Annotated in this window: 17 protein-coding genes; 6 read left to right on the top strand and 11 right to left on the bottom strand. The window is 72.0% G+C overall.

Annotated elements, in window-relative coordinates; all coding sequences use genetic code 11:
* Positions 1-4 precede the first annotated feature (4 nt).
* The 4 genes from AMY39116_RS0305710 to fahA all read left to right on the top strand — a co-directional run bounded on the left by AMY39116_RS0305710 (position 5) and on the right by fahA (position 3,791).
* The gene (locus tag AMY39116_RS0305710; RefSeq protein WP_020416735.1) at positions 5-538 is read left to right on the top strand and encodes a MarR family winged helix-turn-helix transcriptional regulator; all 534 of its coding nucleotides are present in this window, start codon (positions 5-7) and stop codon (positions 536-538) included.
* Positions 539-601: 63 nt separating this feature from the next.
* Positions 602-1,792: a homogentisate 1,2-dioxygenase gene (locus AMY39116_RS0305715; RefSeq protein ID WP_020416736.1), complete on the top strand. Its 1,191-nt coding sequence runs from the start codon at positions 602-604 to the stop codon at positions 1,790-1,792.
* Positions 1,762-2,613 carry a hypothetical protein gene (locus AMY39116_RS0305720; protein WP_020416737.1) on the top strand — a complete coding sequence of 284 codons (852 nt, stop codon included), beginning with the start codon at positions 1,762-1,764 and terminating at the stop codon, positions 2,611-2,613. Before AMY39116_RS0305715 ends, AMY39116_RS0305720 begins: the two co-directional genes overlap by 31 nt.
* Positions 2,610-3,791: a fumarylacetoacetase gene (fahA, locus tag AMY39116_RS0305725; protein ID WP_020416738.1), complete on the top strand. Its 1,182-nt coding sequence runs from the start codon at positions 2,610-2,612 to the stop codon at positions 3,789-3,791. Before AMY39116_RS0305720 ends, fahA begins: the two co-directional genes overlap by 4 nt.
* Positions 3,792-3,840: 49 nt before the next feature.
* On the opposite strand, the gene AMY39116_RS0305730 is transcribed toward fahA, so the two are convergent.
* The 9 genes from AMY39116_RS0305730 to AMY39116_RS42295 all read right to left on the bottom strand — a co-directional run bounded on the left by AMY39116_RS0305730 (position 3,841) and on the right by AMY39116_RS42295 (position 11,160).
* Positions 3,841-4,782 (bottom strand): ABC transporter permease, encoded by a 942-nt coding sequence (locus AMY39116_RS0305730; RefSeq protein ID WP_020416739.1) that lies wholly within the window; start codon positions 4,780-4,782, stop codon positions 3,841-3,843.
* Positions 4,779-5,651 (bottom strand): ABC transporter ATP-binding protein, encoded by an 873-nt coding sequence (locus AMY39116_RS0305735; RefSeq protein WP_020416740.1) that lies wholly within the window; start codon positions 5,649-5,651, stop codon positions 4,779-4,781. The genes AMY39116_RS0305730 and AMY39116_RS0305735 overlap by 4 nt, the downstream gene beginning before the upstream one ends.
* A 10-nt stretch (positions 5,652-5,661) precedes the next feature.
* Complete coding sequence (locus AMY39116_RS0305740) at positions 5,662-6,045, bottom strand: GntR family transcriptional regulator (protein WP_020416741.1); 384 nt, start codon at positions 6,043-6,045, stop codon at positions 5,662-5,664.
* 72 nt (positions 6,046-6,117) lie between these two features.
* Positions 6,118-6,882: an enoyl-CoA hydratase/isomerase family protein gene (locus AMY39116_RS0305745; protein ID WP_020416742.1), complete on the bottom strand. Its 765-nt coding sequence runs from the start codon at positions 6,880-6,882 to the stop codon at positions 6,118-6,120.
* 17 nt (positions 6,883-6,899) lie between these two features.
* A complete protein-coding gene (locus AMY39116_RS0305750) occupies positions 6,900-7,442 on the bottom strand; it encodes a histidine phosphatase family protein (RefSeq protein WP_020416743.1) in 543 nt (180 codons plus the stop codon).
* Positions 7,442-7,840 carry a VOC family protein gene (locus AMY39116_RS0305755; RefSeq protein WP_020416744.1) on the bottom strand — a complete coding sequence of 133 codons (399 nt, stop codon included), beginning with the start codon at positions 7,838-7,840 and terminating at the stop codon, positions 7,442-7,444. The genes AMY39116_RS0305750 and AMY39116_RS0305755 overlap by 1 nt, the downstream gene beginning before the upstream one ends.
* Positions 7,833-8,576 carry a phosphosulfolactate synthase gene (locus tag AMY39116_RS0305760; protein WP_020416745.1) on the bottom strand — a complete coding sequence of 248 codons (744 nt, stop codon included), beginning with the start codon at positions 8,574-8,576 and terminating at the stop codon, positions 7,833-7,835. Before AMY39116_RS0305760 ends, AMY39116_RS0305755 begins: the two co-directional genes overlap by 8 nt.
* On the bottom strand, positions 8,573-9,694 hold the full coding sequence (locus tag AMY39116_RS0305765; protein WP_020416746.1) for an acyltransferase: 1,122 nt from the start codon (positions 9,692-9,694) through the stop codon (positions 8,573-8,575). The genes AMY39116_RS0305760 and AMY39116_RS0305765 overlap by 4 nt, the downstream gene beginning before the upstream one ends.
* Positions 9,691-11,160 carry a class I adenylate-forming enzyme family protein gene (locus AMY39116_RS42295; RefSeq protein WP_020416747.1) on the bottom strand — a complete coding sequence of 490 codons (1,470 nt, stop codon included), beginning with the start codon at positions 11,158-11,160 and terminating at the stop codon, positions 9,691-9,693. The genes AMY39116_RS0305765 and AMY39116_RS42295 overlap by 4 nt, the downstream gene beginning before the upstream one ends.
* 214 nt (positions 11,161-11,374) lie before the next feature.
* Between AMY39116_RS42295 and AMY39116_RS44600 the strand changes: the two genes are divergently transcribed.
* Together AMY39116_RS44600 and AMY39116_RS0305780 are read left to right on the top strand one after the other, a co-directional pair.
* Entirely contained in the window at positions 11,375-12,124 is a 750-nt protein-coding gene (locus AMY39116_RS44600; protein ID WP_084506017.1) for a PHB depolymerase family esterase, read from the top strand.
* 66 nt (positions 12,125-12,190) lie between these two features.
* A complete protein-coding gene (locus AMY39116_RS0305780) occupies positions 12,191-13,537 on the top strand; it encodes a serine hydrolase (RefSeq protein WP_020416749.1) in 1,347 nt (448 codons plus the stop codon).
* A gap of 28 nt (positions 13,538-13,565) precedes the next feature.
* Here AMY39116_RS0305780 and AMY39116_RS0305785 read toward each other — a convergent pair whose 3' ends face one another.
* On the bottom strand, positions 13,566-14,732 hold the full coding sequence (locus AMY39116_RS0305785; protein ID WP_020416750.1) for an MFS transporter: 1,167 nt from the start codon (positions 14,730-14,732) through the stop codon (positions 13,566-13,568).
* Between the two features lie 58 nt (positions 14,733-14,790).
* Positions 14,791-15,369, bottom strand: a complete 579-nt coding sequence (locus AMY39116_RS0305790) for a TetR/AcrR family transcriptional regulator (RefSeq protein ID WP_020416751.1) — start codon at positions 15,367-15,369, stop codon at positions 14,791-14,793.
* Positions 15,370-15,534 lie beyond the last annotated feature (165 nt).

Consider the following 15,534-nt stretch of genomic DNA (forward strand, 5'->3'; position numbering starts at 1 on the left):
GGTCATGGCGGACGGTGGTGTTGGCGAGCTCGACTTCTGGTCCTTCGTCGAGCTCGCCAACCGCAGGCTCGCCGAGGAGTTCGGCTTCCGGCACCAGCTCGCCACCGAGGTGCTGCTGACGCTGAACCGGGCCTCCAACATCGTCACCTACGACCTGGAGGCCAGCGTCCACCGGCCGCGCGGCCAGTCCTGGTCCGGGTTCCGGCTGCTGTTCGTCACCTGGCTGGCCGGCCCGCTGGAGGCGAAGAAGGCCGCCGAGCTGACCGGCATGAGCCGCGCGGCGGTGTCCAACCTGTCGAAGACACTGGTGGCCGACGGGCTGCTGGAGCGCACGCCCGGCGAGCACGACGGCCGCTCGGTGCTGCTGTCGCTGTCCGAGCGCGGCCGCGCCGAGATGGTCGAGGTGTTCCGCGAGCACAACGAGCGCGAGCACGAGTGGACCAGCGTGCTCACCGAGGCCGAGCAGCGCATTCTCGTGATGCTGCTGGACAAGCTGATCACCAACCGCGACCAGTTCGACGTGCGCGGCCGCAACTGACCCTTGCGCGTCGGCGAAGTAGTACATACATTTACTACATCGGACCGGCAAGGAGGCGAGGTCATGGCGTACTACCGGCAGGTCGGTGCGGTTCCGCCGAAGCGGCACACGCAGCACCGCACGCCCGAGGGTGGCCTGTACTACGAGGAGCTGATGGGGGAGGAGGGCTTCTCCAGCGACTCGTCGCTGCTCTACCACCGCAACATCCCGTCGGCGATCGTCGACTCGACGGTCTGGGAGCTCCCGGACCTGACCACCGAGGCCAACCACCCGCTCCGGCCGCGGCACCTCAAGCTGCACGAGCTGTTCCCCGGCGAGGAGTGGAAGTCCAACGACGTCGTCACCGGGCGCCGGCTCGTGCTCGGCAACGGCGACGTGCGCATCTCCTACGTCGTGGCGGGTGAGGCCTCCCCGCTGTACCGCAACTCGATCGGTGACGAGTGCGTCTACATCGAGTCCGGTGAGGGCGTCGTCGAGACCGTGTTCGGCGTGCTGCCGTTCCGCCAGGGCGACTACGTGATCCTGCCGCGCGCCACCACCCACCGCTGGGTGCCGGACGGCCCGGTGCGGGCGTACGCGATCGAGGCGAACTCGCACATCACGCCGCCGAAGCGGTACCTGTCCAAGTACGGGCAGCTGCTGGAGCACTCGCCCTACTGCGAGCGCGACCTGCACGGGCCTACCGAGCCGCTGCTGGTCGAGGGCACCGACGTCGAGGTGCTGATCAAGCACCGCGGCAGCAGTGGGATCGTCGGCACCCGGTTCGTGTACCCGCAGCACCCGTTCGACGTGGTCGGCTGGGACGGCTGCCTGTACCCGTACACGTTCAACGTCAGCGACTTCGAGCCGATCACCGGCCGCGTGCACCAGCCGCCGCCGGTGCACCAGGTGTTCGAGGGCGACAACTTCGTCATCTGCAACTTCGTGCCGCGCAAGGTGGACTACCACCCGCTGTCCATCCCGGTGCCGTACTACCACTCCAATGTGGACTCCGACGAGGTCATGTTCTACTGCGGGGGCGACTACGAGGCGCGCAAGGGCTCGGGCATCGGGCAGGGCTCGATCTCGCTGCACCCGGGCGGGCACTCGCACGGCCCGCAGCCGGGCGCCTACGAGCGCAGCATCGGCGTGGAGTACTTCGACGAGCTCGCCGTCATGGTCGACACGTTCCGCCCGCTGGAGCTGGGTGAGGGCGGCCGCGCGGCCGAGGACCCGAACTACGCGTGGACCTGGGCCGGGCGGGGGCCGAAGTGAGCCTGTTCGCCGGGTTCCTCGACGACGCGGCGGTGTTCCCGCCCGGTCTGAAGCCCCTGCCGCGGGCGGTGCCGGACCACGCCGCGCACCTCGCGTCGGGCTACGGCGACCTGGTCGGCCCGCTGGTCCTGGCCGCGCCCGCGCTCGCGGAGCTCGGCGCGGTCGCTGCGGAGCCGCTCGACCTGTCGGTGACCGCGCCGGGCGGCCCGGCCCAGCTGCCGGACGCTCTGGGCCGGGCCGCCGACCTGCCGGTGCGGCTGGCCGGGTTCGAGGTCGCGGTGCCCGCGGAGTCATCGGTGCCGGAGTTCTTCCGCGCGCTGGAGGTGGCCGGTGACGTGCCGGTGTTCGTCGAGGTGCCGCGGGACTCCCGCCGCGCCGAGGTGATCGCGACCTGCGCGAAGACCGGGCACGCCGCGAAGTTCCGGACCGGCGGGGTGAAAGCGGAGCTGTACCCGGACGAGGCGGAGCTGGCCGCAGCCGTGCACGCCGTGGTGCGGGCGGGGGTGCCGTTCAAGGCGACCGCCGGGCTGCACCACGCGGTGCGGAACACGGACCCGTCGACCGGGTTCGAGCAGCACGGGTTCCTGAACCTGCTGCTGGCGACGGCGGCGGCCCGCTCCGGTGCGGGCGAGGACGAGCTGGTCGCGTTGCTCGCGGAGCGGGACGGCGCGCGGGTGGCCGAACTGGTGTCCGAAGTGGATTTCTCGGCGCGGGAGTCGTTCCGGTCGTTCGGGACCTGCAGCATCGACGAACCGGTGGCCGAGCTGGTGGACCTCGAACTGGTCCCGGCTTCGGTGCTGGAAGGAGGAGTGACGGCATGACCACGATCGACATCCCCGAGGGGTCGCTGTTCGGGCTGCACAACCTGCCCTACGGCGTGTTCTCCACGCCGGGGACGCAGCCCCGGGTCGGCGTGCGGGTGGGCGACTCGGTGGTCGACCTGGCGGTGGCGCTGGGCGACGACGTGTTCGCGCGGCCGTCGTTGAACGCGTTCATGGCGCAGGGCTACGACCGGTGGGTCGAGGTCCGGGCGCGTGTTTCGGACCTCGTGCGGGGAGAGGTGCCCGCCGATGCGGTCTTCCCGGTGTCCGAAGTGGAGCTGCACCTGCCCGTCGAGGTCGCGGACTACGTGGACTTCTACGCCTCCGAGCACCACGCGTCCAACCTGGGACGGCTGTTCCGGCCGGACGCCGAGCCGCTGATGCCGAACTGGAAGCACCTGCCGGTGGGCTACCACGGGCGGTCCGGGACGGTCGTGGTGTCCGGGACGGACATCGTGCGGCCGTGCGGGCAGCGCAAGGCGCCGGACGAGGCCGCGCCGACGTTCGGCGAGTGCCGCAGGCTGGACATCGAGGCCGAGCTGGGGTTCATCGTCGGGGTGCCGTCGCCGCTCGGTTCCCCGGTGTCCACCGAGGACTTCCCGCGGCACGTGTTCGGCGCGGTGCTGGTGAACGACTGGTCGGCGCGGGACATCCAGGCCTGGGAGTACGTGCCGCTGGGCCCGTTCCTCGGCAAGAGCTTCGCGACGTCGATCTCGCCGTGGGTGGTGCCACTGCTGGCGCTGGAGGCCGCGCGGGTCCCGACGCCGGAGCAGTCGCCGGAGCCGTTGCCGTACCTGCGGGAGTCGTCGCCGTGGGGACTGGACATCGCGTTGTCGGTTTCGTGGAACGGGCAGGAGGTCAGCCGCCCGCCGTACCGGGAGATGTACTGGTCGCCGGCGCAGATGCTGGCGCACATGACGGTCAACGGGGCGTCCTCGCGCACGGGCGACCTGTACGCGTCCGGCACGATCTCCGGCCCGGAGAAGAACCAGCGCGGCGCGTTCATCGAGCTGACCTGGGGCGGCAAGGAGCCGATCGAGGTCAACGGCGAGCCACGAACGTTCCTCCTGGACGGCGACGAGGTGGTCATCTCGGCGACCGCCCCGGGCACGGAAGGCCGCATCGGTTTCGGCGAGGTGCGGGGGAGGATCCTGCCGGCCACCGAAGCCAAGCGCTGAGCCCTCCGGCTCCGGCCTGGTGCGGGTCGCCAGGCCGGAGCCGGCGGTGTCACAAGACCCGCCGTCGCACCCGCCACAGGCCCGCCGCCAGGAGCAGAGCGCCCAGCACCACGTGGATCCCGCTCTCGATCCCCTGGAAACGCCAGAACCGGTCGGCCGGGTGGAACGCGGCCCGCTGCGCCGCCACCCCCTGATTCTCCAGGCAACTCCGCGCGGTGTCGGCGGACGTGCAGGCGGACGGTTCGAAGGCGACCTCGTGGCCGCTTGCGTCGTAGTACGCCGCCCCGAGCCGCCACCCGTCGTACGGGACGGGGTTCTCCGCGGTGACGGGGGCCGTGGCCAGGGCGGGCGCGGCGTAATCGGCCCTCGCGAGGTTCGCGACCCCGATCACGACCACCAGGTAGACGAGCAGCGTCGCGGCCATCGCGGCGAGCGTGCTGCGGAAGAACAGCCCAGCCGTCGCGCCGATGGCGAACGCGAGTGCGGTGTAGGCGCCCAGGACCGGTCCCTGCGTTTCGAAACCCGGTGTCATGATCGCTCCGCGGGTCACGTAGTGCAGCGGTTCGAAGGCCCACGCGCTCACCAGGCCGAGCGCGAACATGCCGAGCAGGACCGGCGTGCCCACCACGAGCACCTTGCTCGCCCACCAGCGGAACCGGCTCACCGACTGCGTCAGCCCGAGGATGTGGGTCCCCTGCTCGAACTCGCGCGCGAACAGTGGCGCACCGGTGAACATGCCGAGCAGCACGGGGAGGCCGAGCAGCACCATCGGGAAGTTGCGCGCGAAGCTCTGGAACTCGTCCTCGAACGCCGCCATCGCCGGGGCGGTGCACCGTCCACTGTCGACCACATGGCACCCCTCGATGCCGTGGGCCGCCAGGTAACCGGTCGCTTGCGTGTGCGCGACGACCAGCACCGCCGCGACGGCAGCGATCAGCCCGAGACCGAGCAGCAGCTGGAGGCGGTGCAGCCGCCAGGTCACCCAGGTCACGCGGCCACCTCCCGCGCGCGTGCCGCGGCGCTGCCCGCCCGCAGGTGCGCCATCACCAGTTCCTCCAACGTGGGTTCGTGTGATTCCCAGCCGGGAGCGGGCGAGTGCCCCCGCACCAGGGCCGTGACCTGGCGTGCCGTCGTGCGCCGCTCGACCACCGTGTCCGCGGCGAGGTCGCCGTCCGCGGGGCCGACCAGCAGCCGGTGCCCGGCGAGCAGGTCCGCCACGTCGCCGCACAGCCGTGTCCGCCCGTCGGCGAGCAGCACCAGGTGATCGCACACGTTTTCCAGGTCCGACAGCACGTGCGAGGAGAGCAGCACGGTCATTCCGGTGTCGGCGGCTTCGGCCATCAAGGTCCGCATCACCTCGTCCCTGGCGATCGGGTCCAGATCCGCGAGCGGTTCGTCGAGCATGAGCACGCGCGGCCGCCGGCCGAGTGCCACCGCGAGCGCCACCCGCGTGCGCTGGCCGCCCGACAACGTGCCGATGCGCGCCGTGCGCGGGACACCGGCCTCGGAGACGAGCCGCTCCGCGTACGCCTGGTCCCACGTGGTGTTGAGCGCCCGGCCCGCGCGCAGCATGTCCGCGACCGTGAATCCGCGGTACAACGGCTTGTCCTGAGCCAGGAAGGCCAGGTCCGCGGGAATCCCGCGCCTGTCCGGCGCTCGGCCCATCACCCGCACCTGCCCCTCGGTCGGCTCCAGCAGGCCGGCGGCGAGCGCCATCAACGTCGTCTTGCCCGCGCCGTTGGGGCCGACCAGCGCGCTGATCCGGCCGTGTGGCACGGAAAAGTCGCAGTCCCGTAGCGCCCAGCCCCGGCGGTAGCGCTTGCCGAGGCCGGTCGCCGTCAACGCGTCACTGCTCGCCATGCCCCCTCCTTCACGTCCAGTGGTGTTCGTCGAGTACCGACTTGACCAGCGCTTCGACGTCCTCCCGCTCCAGCCCGGCCGCGCGGGACTCCCGGATCCAGCTCTCCAGCTTCTGGCGCAGCACGGCGCCGTCCACCGCGTCGCCGTGCCCGAGCGAACGCCGGACGAAGGTGCCGAGCCCGCGCCGCGCTTCGACGAGCCCTTCGCGTTCGAGTTCGCGGTACGCCTTGAGCACCGTGTTCGGGTTGATGGCGATGCTGCTCACCACCTCCTTGGCGGTGGGCAACCGGTCGCCCGGCCGGAGCCGGCCGAGCCGCAACGCCTGTTCGACCTGCTGCACCAACTGCAGGTAGGTGGCCACGCCGCTGCGCCGGTCGATCCGGAACTCGATCACAAGAACCCTTTCACTAATCAAGTAGTGAAAGGGTAGTACACGACGGCTCCGCCGAGCCACCGGTGTGCCCGGTCAGCGACCGGTGAACTTCGCTTTCCCCGGACCTTCCTCCAGGAACGACCGCACCGCGTTGCGCAGGTCCTCTGTGCGGTACAGGTCCGCCGCGATGGACGTGATGTGCTTGTTCGCCTCGGCGACGCCGCCGTTCGCGAAGTGTGACAGCACCTTCTTCGTCGCCGCGTGGGCGCGTGTCGGGCCCTCCGCCAACGATGCCGCGAAAGCGCGCGCCGCCTCGTCGAAACCGGCGTCCGGCAGCACCCGGTTCACCACGCCCCACCGCGCCAGCTCCGCCGCAGGGTAGCGGTCGCCCGTCATCACGAACTCCGCGGCCCGCCCGACGCCGGCCCGCGCGGCCAGGCGCTGTGTGCCGCCCATCGTCGGGGTCAGGCCGACGACCTTCTCGACCAGCCCGAACGACGCCCGCTCCGCCGCGAGGATCAGGTCGCACGCCACCGCGACCTCGAACGCCCAGGTCAGGCACAACGCGTGCGCCGCAAACACCGTCGGGATCTCCAGCGCCGCGATCCGATCCGGCAGCGCCAGCATCCGGTCGAACAGCTCCTTCGCCTGCTCGGGCGTCTCCTGCGCGGCGAACAGCGACACGTCGACGCCGCCGCTGACGACCTTGCCCTCGGCGCGGATCAGCAGCGCCCGCGCGTCCCCGAGGCGGTCCAGCGCGGCGTCGAAGTCCGCGTGCAGCTCCAGCGTGTACAGGTTGAGCGGCCCGGCGTCGACCGTCAGGACGGCCAGTCCGGTGGGCTCGAGGTCCAGGCGCACAGTCACAAGGCCGCAGACTAGACGGCCGCGCCCGGACGCACAGTGATCACCGCCGCATTGCCGACCGCCGCGCGCGGCACCGCGGCCCCCGACAGCGGGTCCACCCCGGCCGTCGCCACCCGGATCGGGCCGCCGTGCGTCACCACGACCAGCTCCTCCCCGGCATGCCGCGCCGCCAGCCTGCCCAGCGTCCGCCGCACCCGCAGGTGCAGGTCGGCCACGCTCTCCCCGCCTCCGGGCGGCAGCCGCAGCGGATGCGCCCACAGGCCGTCGATCACCGGCCGCACCTCGGCGAACCGCCTGCCCTCCAGCGCGCCCAGCCGCTGCTCCCGCAACCCGGCGTCGACCAGCACCGGCAGCCCCAGCCGGGCCGCGATGATCTCCGCCGTCTCCCGCGCCCTGGGCAGATCGCTCGACACGAGCACCGTCCCGGTCACGTCCAGCGCGGCCGCCTGCGCCCGCCCCGCCGCGGTCAGCGAACCCGCCCGCGGCGATTGCCCCTGGACGCGGCCGGCGACGTTCCACGCGCTCTGCCCGTGCCGCACCAGGTGCACGGCCATCAGTACTGCAACCGCGGGTCGTCGTAGTTCTTGAACTCCAGCACGTTGTTCGACGGGTCCACCAGGAACAACGTGCGGTGCTGCTCGGCCGTCCCCTCGAACCGCAGCGACGGCCCGGACAGCACCTTCAGCTTCCGGTGCTCGACGACCCGCACCAGCCGGTCGAAGTCCTCGGCCCGCGCGAAGCTCACCCCGAAGTGCCGCGGGTACGCCACCGCTTCCGCCGGCACGTTCTCCGACAGGTGGCAGACGAGCTGGTCGCCGAAGAAGTCGAACGTCACACGGTCTTCGTAGCGGCGGGCCAGTTTCGCGCCGAGGCCGAACACGTAGAACTCGACGGCCTCGTCGAGGTCGCGGGCGGGAATGGCGACGTGGCAGGCGTCCCTGGGGTCACGCATGGACGGTCCTTTCGAGAGTGGGGGTGAGCTGGATCAGGGTGTCGGCGCGCAGCCCGCGCCGCAGGGTTTCCACGCCGAGCACGTCGGTGGTGGCGATGTTGCCGAGGTTCACCGACGGCCCGAGCGCCTGGATCAGTTCGACCTGCAGGTCCTTGGTCGGCGCCTCGAACAGCAGGCGCCGGTGGTCGACCGCGGAGATCACCGCGTGCAGCACGTCCTCGCGCACGTGCCCGTCCGGCCGGGCCAGGCCGCTGCGGCCGCTCTCGCGCGTCTCGGTGATCACGAAGTCCGCGCCCGCGGCGAGGTCCTCGGCGATCGCGGCGACCCAGTCGCCCGGCCCGAGGCTCGCCGAACGGCCCGCGTCCTTGTAACCGACCTCGGCGAGCACCGGCCGGTACCGGGTCATCCGCTCGACGTAGAACGCCTTGTCGTGCTGCGACAACGGGATCGTGCCGTTGGACACCTCGATGTGGGTCGCCCCGGCGTCGTCGACGAACGCCAGGTAGTCGTCCAGCCGGTCGCGCACCAGGTAGTGCTCGAACAGCGTGCCGCCGAAGTAGCAGCCGATCCCGGCTTCGCGCAGCACGGCGATCTTGCGGTGCAGGTCCCTGGTCACCAGCGCGGTGCCCCAGCCGAACTTGAGCAGGCCGATGTGGTCGCCGTGGCTGGCCACCAGGTCGGTGAACGCGCCGGTCGGCAGACCGGGGTCGATCACCATGGTCACACCGGTGTTCATCGGGTTCCTCCTGTGGGGACGAGGGCGGGCGCGGGCACGCGAGCGCGCAGCCGGGGCCGCCCGGTGAGGGCGAGGCTGGCCGGGGTGCGCCGCGCCAGTGCGGTGACCAGGCCGGATGCGGAGTAGACGAGCGGGACGACCACCAGCACCAGCACGGGCAGCAGTACCGCGTCCGGCGGCTGCGCGGGTCCGGCGGCGACGACCGCGAGGAGCAGGCCCTGCAGCAGCAGCGGGTGGACCAGGTAGACGCCGAACGACGCGTCGGAGGCCGCCCGGACCAGACCGCGCCACGGCGTTCCGCGCTCCGCCCACACCAGACCGAGCGCGAGGAACGCCAAGGCCACGGCGAAACTCTCCACCACGACGACGGGCTGGAACACGATGCTGGCCACCAGCGGCGGTGTCCCGGCCGAGTAGACCTGTCCCAAGTAGACACCCACACCGAGCGCCAGCGCCGCCACGCAGCCGCCGAGGACCAGCGGAACGTGCGCGCGGGTCCACGCCACGAGCCGTTCCCGGTGCGTCCCGGCCAGCGCGCCGGCCAGCACGTAGCCGAGGTAGCTGGGCAGCCAGGCGTCCGGCGCGTGCACCCACCCGGACAGCCCGCCGAGGTCCCACTGCTGCTGCACGGCGAGCGAGAACACCAGCTGGAACGCCACCGCGAAGGCCAGCAGCGCCCAGTGGTACCGCCGGGTCACCGCGATCAGCGCCCGGACGAGGGGCCACACCAGGTAGATCTGCATCGACACGAGCAGGAAGTACAGGTGGTAGCGCGCGGTGCCGGTGAGCAGCTCGGGGACGAACGCCGTCGCCGAGTACGGTCCGCCGTTCGCCAGGAAGTAGACGACCGTCCACAGCAGATACGGCACGACCACGAACAGGTAGCGCCGTCGCCAGAACTCGCGCCACCGCGGCTTGCGGACCGTGCTGTAGGTGAGCACGAACGCGGTCAGCAGGAAGAACACCTCGCGGCTGACGTGGAAGACGATGATCAGCCCGCCGATCGGCACCCCCGGCGCGAACGGCGCCAGCGCCAGCACGTGCAGGCCGATCACCAGCCCGACGGTCAGGACCCGCACCAGGTCGACGTAGTGCAGGTGCGCGCCGCCCCGGCTCACCGGCCGCCCGCCGCGGCGCGCAGTTCACGGCGCAGCACCTTCCCGGTCGGGCCGAGCGGCAGGGCCGTCGTCACCTCGATCACCGACGGCCGCTTGTAGCGGGCCAGCCGCTGTTCGCACCAGCCGTGCAAAGCCCGCGCCAGCCCGGGTTCCGGCCGTCCGGTCACGAACGCGACGGGAACCTGGCCGAGGCGCTCGTCCGGCGCGCCGACGACCGCGACCGCGGTGACCGCCGGGTGCGCGAGCAGCACGTCCTCGATCTCGTGCGGGTAGATCTTCTCGCCGCCGCGGTTGATGACGTCGTCCACGCGCCCGGCGAGCGTCAGGTACCCGTGCTCGTCGAGCACGCCCACGTCACCGGTCGGCAGCCACCCGTCCGGCGTCCGGGCCGGGCGGATCCGTTCGCCGAGACCGTCCAGTTCGAGGTACCGGCTCACCACTTGACGACCGCGCAGCCGAACCTCGCCGCGTTCGCCCGGCGGCAGCACCGCGCCGTCCGGCCCGGCCACCACGAGACCGACCCCGACGGGCAGGCCGACCGAGCCGGCGCGGCGCAGCCGGGGTTCGAGCGGGTTCGCGGTGATCTGCCCGGCGGCCTCGGACATCCCGTAGGTCTCCAGCACGCCGATGCCGGTGCGCTCCGTGAAGCGCCGCGCGATCTCCGGTGACAACGGCGCCGACGCCGACCGCGCGAACCGGATGCGGCGGACGACGTGGTCCGGCGGCGCGGGCTGCCCGGCGAGCGAGGCGAGGATCGCGGGGACGGTGTTGAGCCAGGTCGGCGACCAGCGCTCGACGCGGTCCCAGTGGTCGACGGCGCTGAACCTCCGGTCGAGGACCAGCGAGCCGCCGCTGACCACGGTCGCCAGCAGGCCCATCACCTGCGCGTTCACGTGGAAGAGGGGGAGTGGCGTGTACCCGCGCTCGCCGGGGCCGAACCGGTGGTGCCGGGCGACGCGGCGAGCGGCGCGCACGAGCTGCCACTCGCTGAGCGGGATCCCCTTGGGCGCGCCGGTGGTGCCGGAACTGGTGAGCAGCACCGCGGGTCGCAACGCGGTGCCGTCGGCGCGGATGCGACCGGTCCGGACGGGACGCGGGCCGTCGCGGTCGAGTGCCCAGGTCGGGTGTCCGGGCACCAGGTCCGGCTGGTCGGTCGCGACGACCGCGGCGCGCAGCCGGTCGAGGGCGGTGCCCAGTTCGGCGGCGGTGAGCCGGGGATCGACCGGCGCGGCGGTCAGGCCCGCGGCGAGGCAGCCGAGGTAGGCGGCGGTGAACGCCAGCGGATCCGCTGCCACCAGGCCGATCCGGGTGCGGGGCGGCAGATCGCGGGCGAGTTCGCGCCAGCGCCGCGCGGTGGCCGCGACCGAACGCCAGGTCAGCTCGCGCCCGTCCGCGCCGTCGAGGAAGGCCACCTCGTCCGGCCGGTCCTGGGCGCGCACCTCCAGCATCCGGGAAATCACGGCCATCTGCACTCCTCTGGTTCGGCGAACGACCCGGCCGAGTGTCGTCCCCCTTTCTGGGCGGCCGGTGAGAACCGCCTGAGAAAACGCTGTGCTCACCCGCGCCCCACGGAATTCCGGTCAAACTGATTCCGTGCGGTGGTGGAAAGCGTTCCTGGTGAGCGTCCTGTGCGTGCTGCTCGTCGGCGGTTCGGTTTCCGCTGTGGCGCAAGGAGTTTCGATGACGACCCGGGTGGTGGCGGGGCGGACTTATCTGGCGGTGCGGGCGGAATCCGCCCATTCCGGACTGCCGTTGCTGGTGGTGTTGCACGGTCGTGGAATGGATGTCCGGAATATGGCGACCCGGACCGGTTTTCTGCGGTTCGCGGAAAACGGGCTCGCCGATGTCGTGTATCCGGCGGGAATCGGGCAGTCGTGGAACGCGGGCAGCGGTTGCTGTGGTCTGGCCGCCCGTCGGCACGTCGACGACACGGCGTTCGTGCAGGCGGTGGTCGCGGACGCCACGCGGGCGTTCGGCACCGATCCGCGGCGGATCTACCTCGTCGGTTACAGCAACGGCGGGCGGCTCGCGTTCCACCTCGCGTGCGTCTCGCCGGCCACCTTCGCCGCGTTCGCGACCTACGGCGCCGCCCCGCCCACGACGTGCGCGAACCGCGCCGCGGCCGGGTTGTCCGCGCTCGTCGCCGCCGGGACCGCGGACCGGATCCTCCAGCACGGCGCCCAGGTGGTGCAGCACGCGACCACGACCTGGCGGGCACTGAACTCCTGTCCGGCGCACTCCTCGACGCGGCGGACCGGCCCGGCGGTGGTGACGACGTGGCGCGGCTGCCACGGCGGAGCCGCCGTGCAGTCGATCGTGTTCCCCGGCCTCACCCACGCCTGGCCGTCCTCCGTGGCCGGGCTGATGTGGAACTTCCTGTCCCGTCAGGTCGGGCACGGCACCGGTGTCAGCGCGGTGTCAGCGCGGTGACCGGTCGCCCGGCGACGGTGGACGCATCGGATTCCGGGACACGGAACAACACGGAGGAGATGTGTCATGCCTGCTTCCACCTCACCGGAGCACGGGCGCCTGACGCGCCGGACCGTTCTGCAGGGCGCCGGTGGCGCCGCCGCGCTCACCCTCGCCGGGGCCGGAACCGCCTCCGCGGAAAGCCACGAAGGCGACCGCGGTGAGCGTGGCGTCGCCCGCGGCTGGGGGAAGGTCGCCGACGCGTTCCGCGCGAACTTCGACGGCCCTGGCGAGGTCGGCGCGGCGTGCAGCGTCTACGTGGACGGCCGCCTCGTGGTCGACCTCTGGGACGGCCTCGCCGATCGCGAGGCGAACCGGCCGTGGCGCGCGAACACCATCGCGCAGGTCGCCTCGACGACGAAGGGCGCCACCGCGATCTGCGCGCACCTGCTGGTGCAGCGCGGTCTGCTGGACCTGGACGCGCCGGTGGTCCGGTACTGGCCGGAGTTCGGCGCGCGCGGCAAGGACACGATCCCGGTGCGCCGGCTGCTGTCCCACCAGGCCGGCCTGCCGGTTGTGGACGGGCCGCTGACCTTCGCGGACGCGTGCGCCTGGCACCCGGTCATCCGGGCGCTCGAAGCGCAGCCGCCGCTGTGGCAGCCCGGCACCGAGCACATCTACCACGCCCACACCTTCGGGTTCCTGGTCGGCGAGGTGGTGCGCCGGATCACCGGCAAGTCGCTCGGCACCTTCTTCGCCGAGGAGGTGGCCCGCCCGCTCGGGCTCGACGCGTGGATCGGCCTGCCGGAGAAGCACGAACGGCGGGTCGCGCGGATCCACGACGCCGCCCCGTTCACCGTGGACGAGCTGCTCGCCGGGTTGATCAAGGTGACCGGGCTCGACGCCGACACGGTCACCGCGTGGGTGAACGCTCAGTACAGCCCGGGTTCCGTCGCCATCCGCGCGGGCGAGCTCGGCGGCGCCTTCGACAACACGACCAGCTACTTCACCACGCGTGCTTGGCGTGCGGCGGAGTTCCCGGCCGCGAACATGGTCGCCGACGCGCACTCGATCGCCCGGATGTACGCCGCCACCGTCAGCCGCGTCGACGGTGTGCGGCTGCTCAAGCCGTCGACCGTCGGCACGGCGACCGAGATCCAGACCGACCGCACGCGCATGCATGGGCTGCCGCCGGGGCTGAGCCTCCCGGCTGACCGCTCCTTCAACATGTCGCTGGGGTTCTGGCGGGCCTGCCCGCCGTACCCGATGCTCGGACCGCGGTCGTTCGGCCACCCGGGCTCGGGTGGATCGGTGGGTTTCGCCGACCCCGACGCCCGTGTCGGGTTCGGCTACGTCCCCAACCTGTGGAACTACCGCCCGGACGACCCGCGGGCGACGAACCTGGCCGACGCGGTCCGGGCCTGCCTCGGGTGACGCTCCTGCCGTCCGGGTGCTCGGCCGGTCAGGCGCACGGCTGCAGGGCCGGCGCGGGCACCCGGCGGCGCAGCAGTTCGGGCAGCACGGTCAGCAGCCCGAGCGCCGCGAGGCCGGCGCCGAGCCACAGCGGCGCGCGCAGCCCGGACGTCTCGATCACCAGCCCGCCGAGCGACGACCCGAGGATGACGCCGAGCGTGATGAACGACGAGTGCACGGTGTTGACCAGCGGCCGGGCGTTGCCGGCGCGCTGCACGCGGGTCACCATCGCCGGGTTCATCGTGACGCCGACCAGCCCGACGCCGAGCATCGCAATCACCGCGGGCGCGGGCAGGTCGGCGAGCACGGCGAACGCGGCGAGGAAGACCAGGTTCAGCGCGAGGCCGGCCACCAGGACGGGCAGGGTGTGCCGGTCGGCGAGACGCCCGACGACGACGTTGCCCACGACCGTGGCCGCGCCGTAGGCGACGAGCAGCAGCGGCACCGTGCCGCCGTCGAACCCGGTGACCTCGGTGAGGATCGGCGTGAAGTAGCTGAACGCGGAGAACGTGGCGCCGATGATGAGCGTGCTGGTCGACAGCGCCAGCCACAACCGCGGGGCGCGGAACACGCCCAGTTCTTCGCGGAAAGTGCCGCCCTCGGTGGACGTGGCGAGCGCGGGCACGCCGGCGAGCGTGGCCAGCGCCGCGACCACGGCCAGCACGCCGATCACCCAGAACGCCGCGCGCCAGCCGAGGTTCTCGCCGACGACCGTGGCGAGCGGCAGGCCGAGCAGGGTGCCGAGCATCAGGCCGTTCATCACCACGGCGATCGCGCGGCCGCGGACCTCCGGGCGGGTGAGCTGCGCGGTCAGCGAGATGCCGATGCCGAAGAACGCCTGCGCGGCGACGCCGGTGACGACGCGGGCGACCAGCATCGTGCCGTAACCGCTCGCGGTCGCGGCCAGGACGTTGCCCGCCAGGAAGACCGCGAACAACAGCATCAGCGCGGTCTTCGGGGCGAGCCGCATCAGGGCGACGGTGAGCACCGGGCCGCCCGCCGCCATCGCGACCGCGAACGCGGTGATCAGGTAGCCGATCTGCGGCACCGTGACGCCGAGCCCGTCGGCCAGCTGGGGCATGAGCCCGGCGACGACGAACTCGCTCGTGACCATCGCGAACACGCCGAGGCTCAGCACGTAGATCGCGCGTGGCATGCGCACTCCTCTCATAGACAACCGTACGTTCCAAAATCGGGTCAAGCCGCGAGGGCTTTCAGGCGAGCAGCGACAAGGCCTGGTCGACGGCTTCGTCCAGGCGGCGGATGTCGTCGGTCTTGCCGACCACGCGGATGCCCTGGATGAACGTGACGAGGAAGCGGGCCAGCGCCCGCGGGTCCTTGTCCGGCGGGAGGTCGCCCTCCTGCTGGGCACGGGAGAGGGTGCCGGCCAGTGCGGCCTCCAGCTCCCCGAAGGCGATGTCCACCCGTCGGGCCGCCTTCGCGTCCCGTGGTAGCAGTTCGGTCGCGGTGTTGGTGACCAGGCAGCCCTTGCGCTCCGCGTCCTCGCGGCACTCGGTAACGTAGGAGTGGACGAAGTCGCGGACCGCGTCGAGCGCGGGGCCAGGCCGGTTGAGCGCGGTCATCGTCTCGGTGCCGCGCAGTTCGCAGTACCGGTCCAGCGCGCGCAGGTACAGGTCGTGCTTGCTGCCGTAGGTGGCGTACAGGCTGGCGCGGTTGACGCCGACGTGGTCGACCAGGTCCTGCATCGAGGTGGCCTCGTAGCCCTGTCGCCAGAACAGCTCCAGCGCCGCGTGCAACGCGGCGTCCGGATCGAACTCCTTGGTCCTCGCCATGATCGGCAGCGTAGCGCATTGCCAACCGATCGTTCCAATAACCCTGGTCTGTCTGCGCTCCTGCTGCCCGATTATCGAGTTGATCGTCAACCAAGGGAGGCGGGAATGTTGCACAATCGAATGGTGGATCCGCCCGGGTGGGCGGTGACCGGAAGTCATCGGGAG

This window comes from Amycolatopsis sp. ATCC 39116 (genome assembly GCF_000231075.2).
Taxonomy (GTDB): domain Bacteria; phylum Actinomycetota; class Actinomycetes; order Mycobacteriales; family Pseudonocardiaceae; genus Amycolatopsis_E; species Amycolatopsis_E tucumanensis.

What these genes read in the sequence shown, in the direction of transcription:
- AMY39116_RS0305710 (WP_020416735.1), top strand. Translation starts at nt 5, where the DNA reads ATGGCGGACGGTGGTGTTGGCGAGCTCGACTTCTGGTCCTTCGTCGAG.
- AMY39116_RS0305715 (WP_020416736.1), top strand. Translation starts at nt 602, where the DNA reads ATGGCGTACTACCGGCAGGTCGGTGCGGTTCCGCCGAAGCGGCACACG.
- fahA (WP_020416738.1), top strand. Translation starts at nt 2,610, where the DNA reads ATGACCACGATCGACATCCCCGAGGGGTCGCTGTTCGGGCTGCACAAC.
- AMY39116_RS0305735 (WP_020416740.1), bottom strand. Translation starts at nt 5,651, where the DNA reads ATGGCGAGCAGTGACGCGTTGACGGCGACCGGCCTCGGCAAGCGCTAC.
- AMY39116_RS0305750 (WP_020416743.1), bottom strand. Translation starts at nt 7,442, where the DNA reads ATGGCCGTGCACCTGGTGCGGCACGGGCAGAGCGCGTGGAACGTCGCC.
- AMY39116_RS0305755 (WP_020416744.1), bottom strand. Translation starts at nt 7,840, where the DNA reads ATGCGTGACCCCAGGGACGCCTGCCACGTCGCCATTCCCGCCCGCGAC.
- AMY39116_RS0305760 (WP_020416745.1), bottom strand. Translation starts at nt 8,576, where the DNA reads ATGAACACCGGTGTGACCATGGTGATCGACCCCGGTCTGCCGACCGGC.
- AMY39116_RS42295 (WP_020416747.1), bottom strand. Translation starts at nt 11,160, where the DNA reads ATGGCCGTGATTTCCCGGATGCTGGAGGTGCGCGCCCAGGACCGGCCG.
- AMY39116_RS44600 (WP_084506017.1), top strand. Translation starts at nt 11,375, where the DNA reads ATGACGACCCGGGTGGTGGCGGGGCGGACTTATCTGGCGGTGCGGGCG.
- AMY39116_RS0305780 (WP_020416749.1), top strand. Translation starts at nt 12,191, where the DNA reads ATGCCTGCTTCCACCTCACCGGAGCACGGGCGCCTGACGCGCCGGACC.
- AMY39116_RS0305785 (WP_020416750.1), bottom strand. Translation starts at nt 14,732, where the DNA reads ATGCCACGCGCGATCTACGTGCTGAGCCTCGGCGTGTTCGCGATGGTC.
- AMY39116_RS0305790 (WP_020416751.1), bottom strand. Translation starts at nt 15,369, where the DNA reads ATGGCGAGGACCAAGGAGTTCGATCCGGACGCCGCGTTGCACGCGGCG.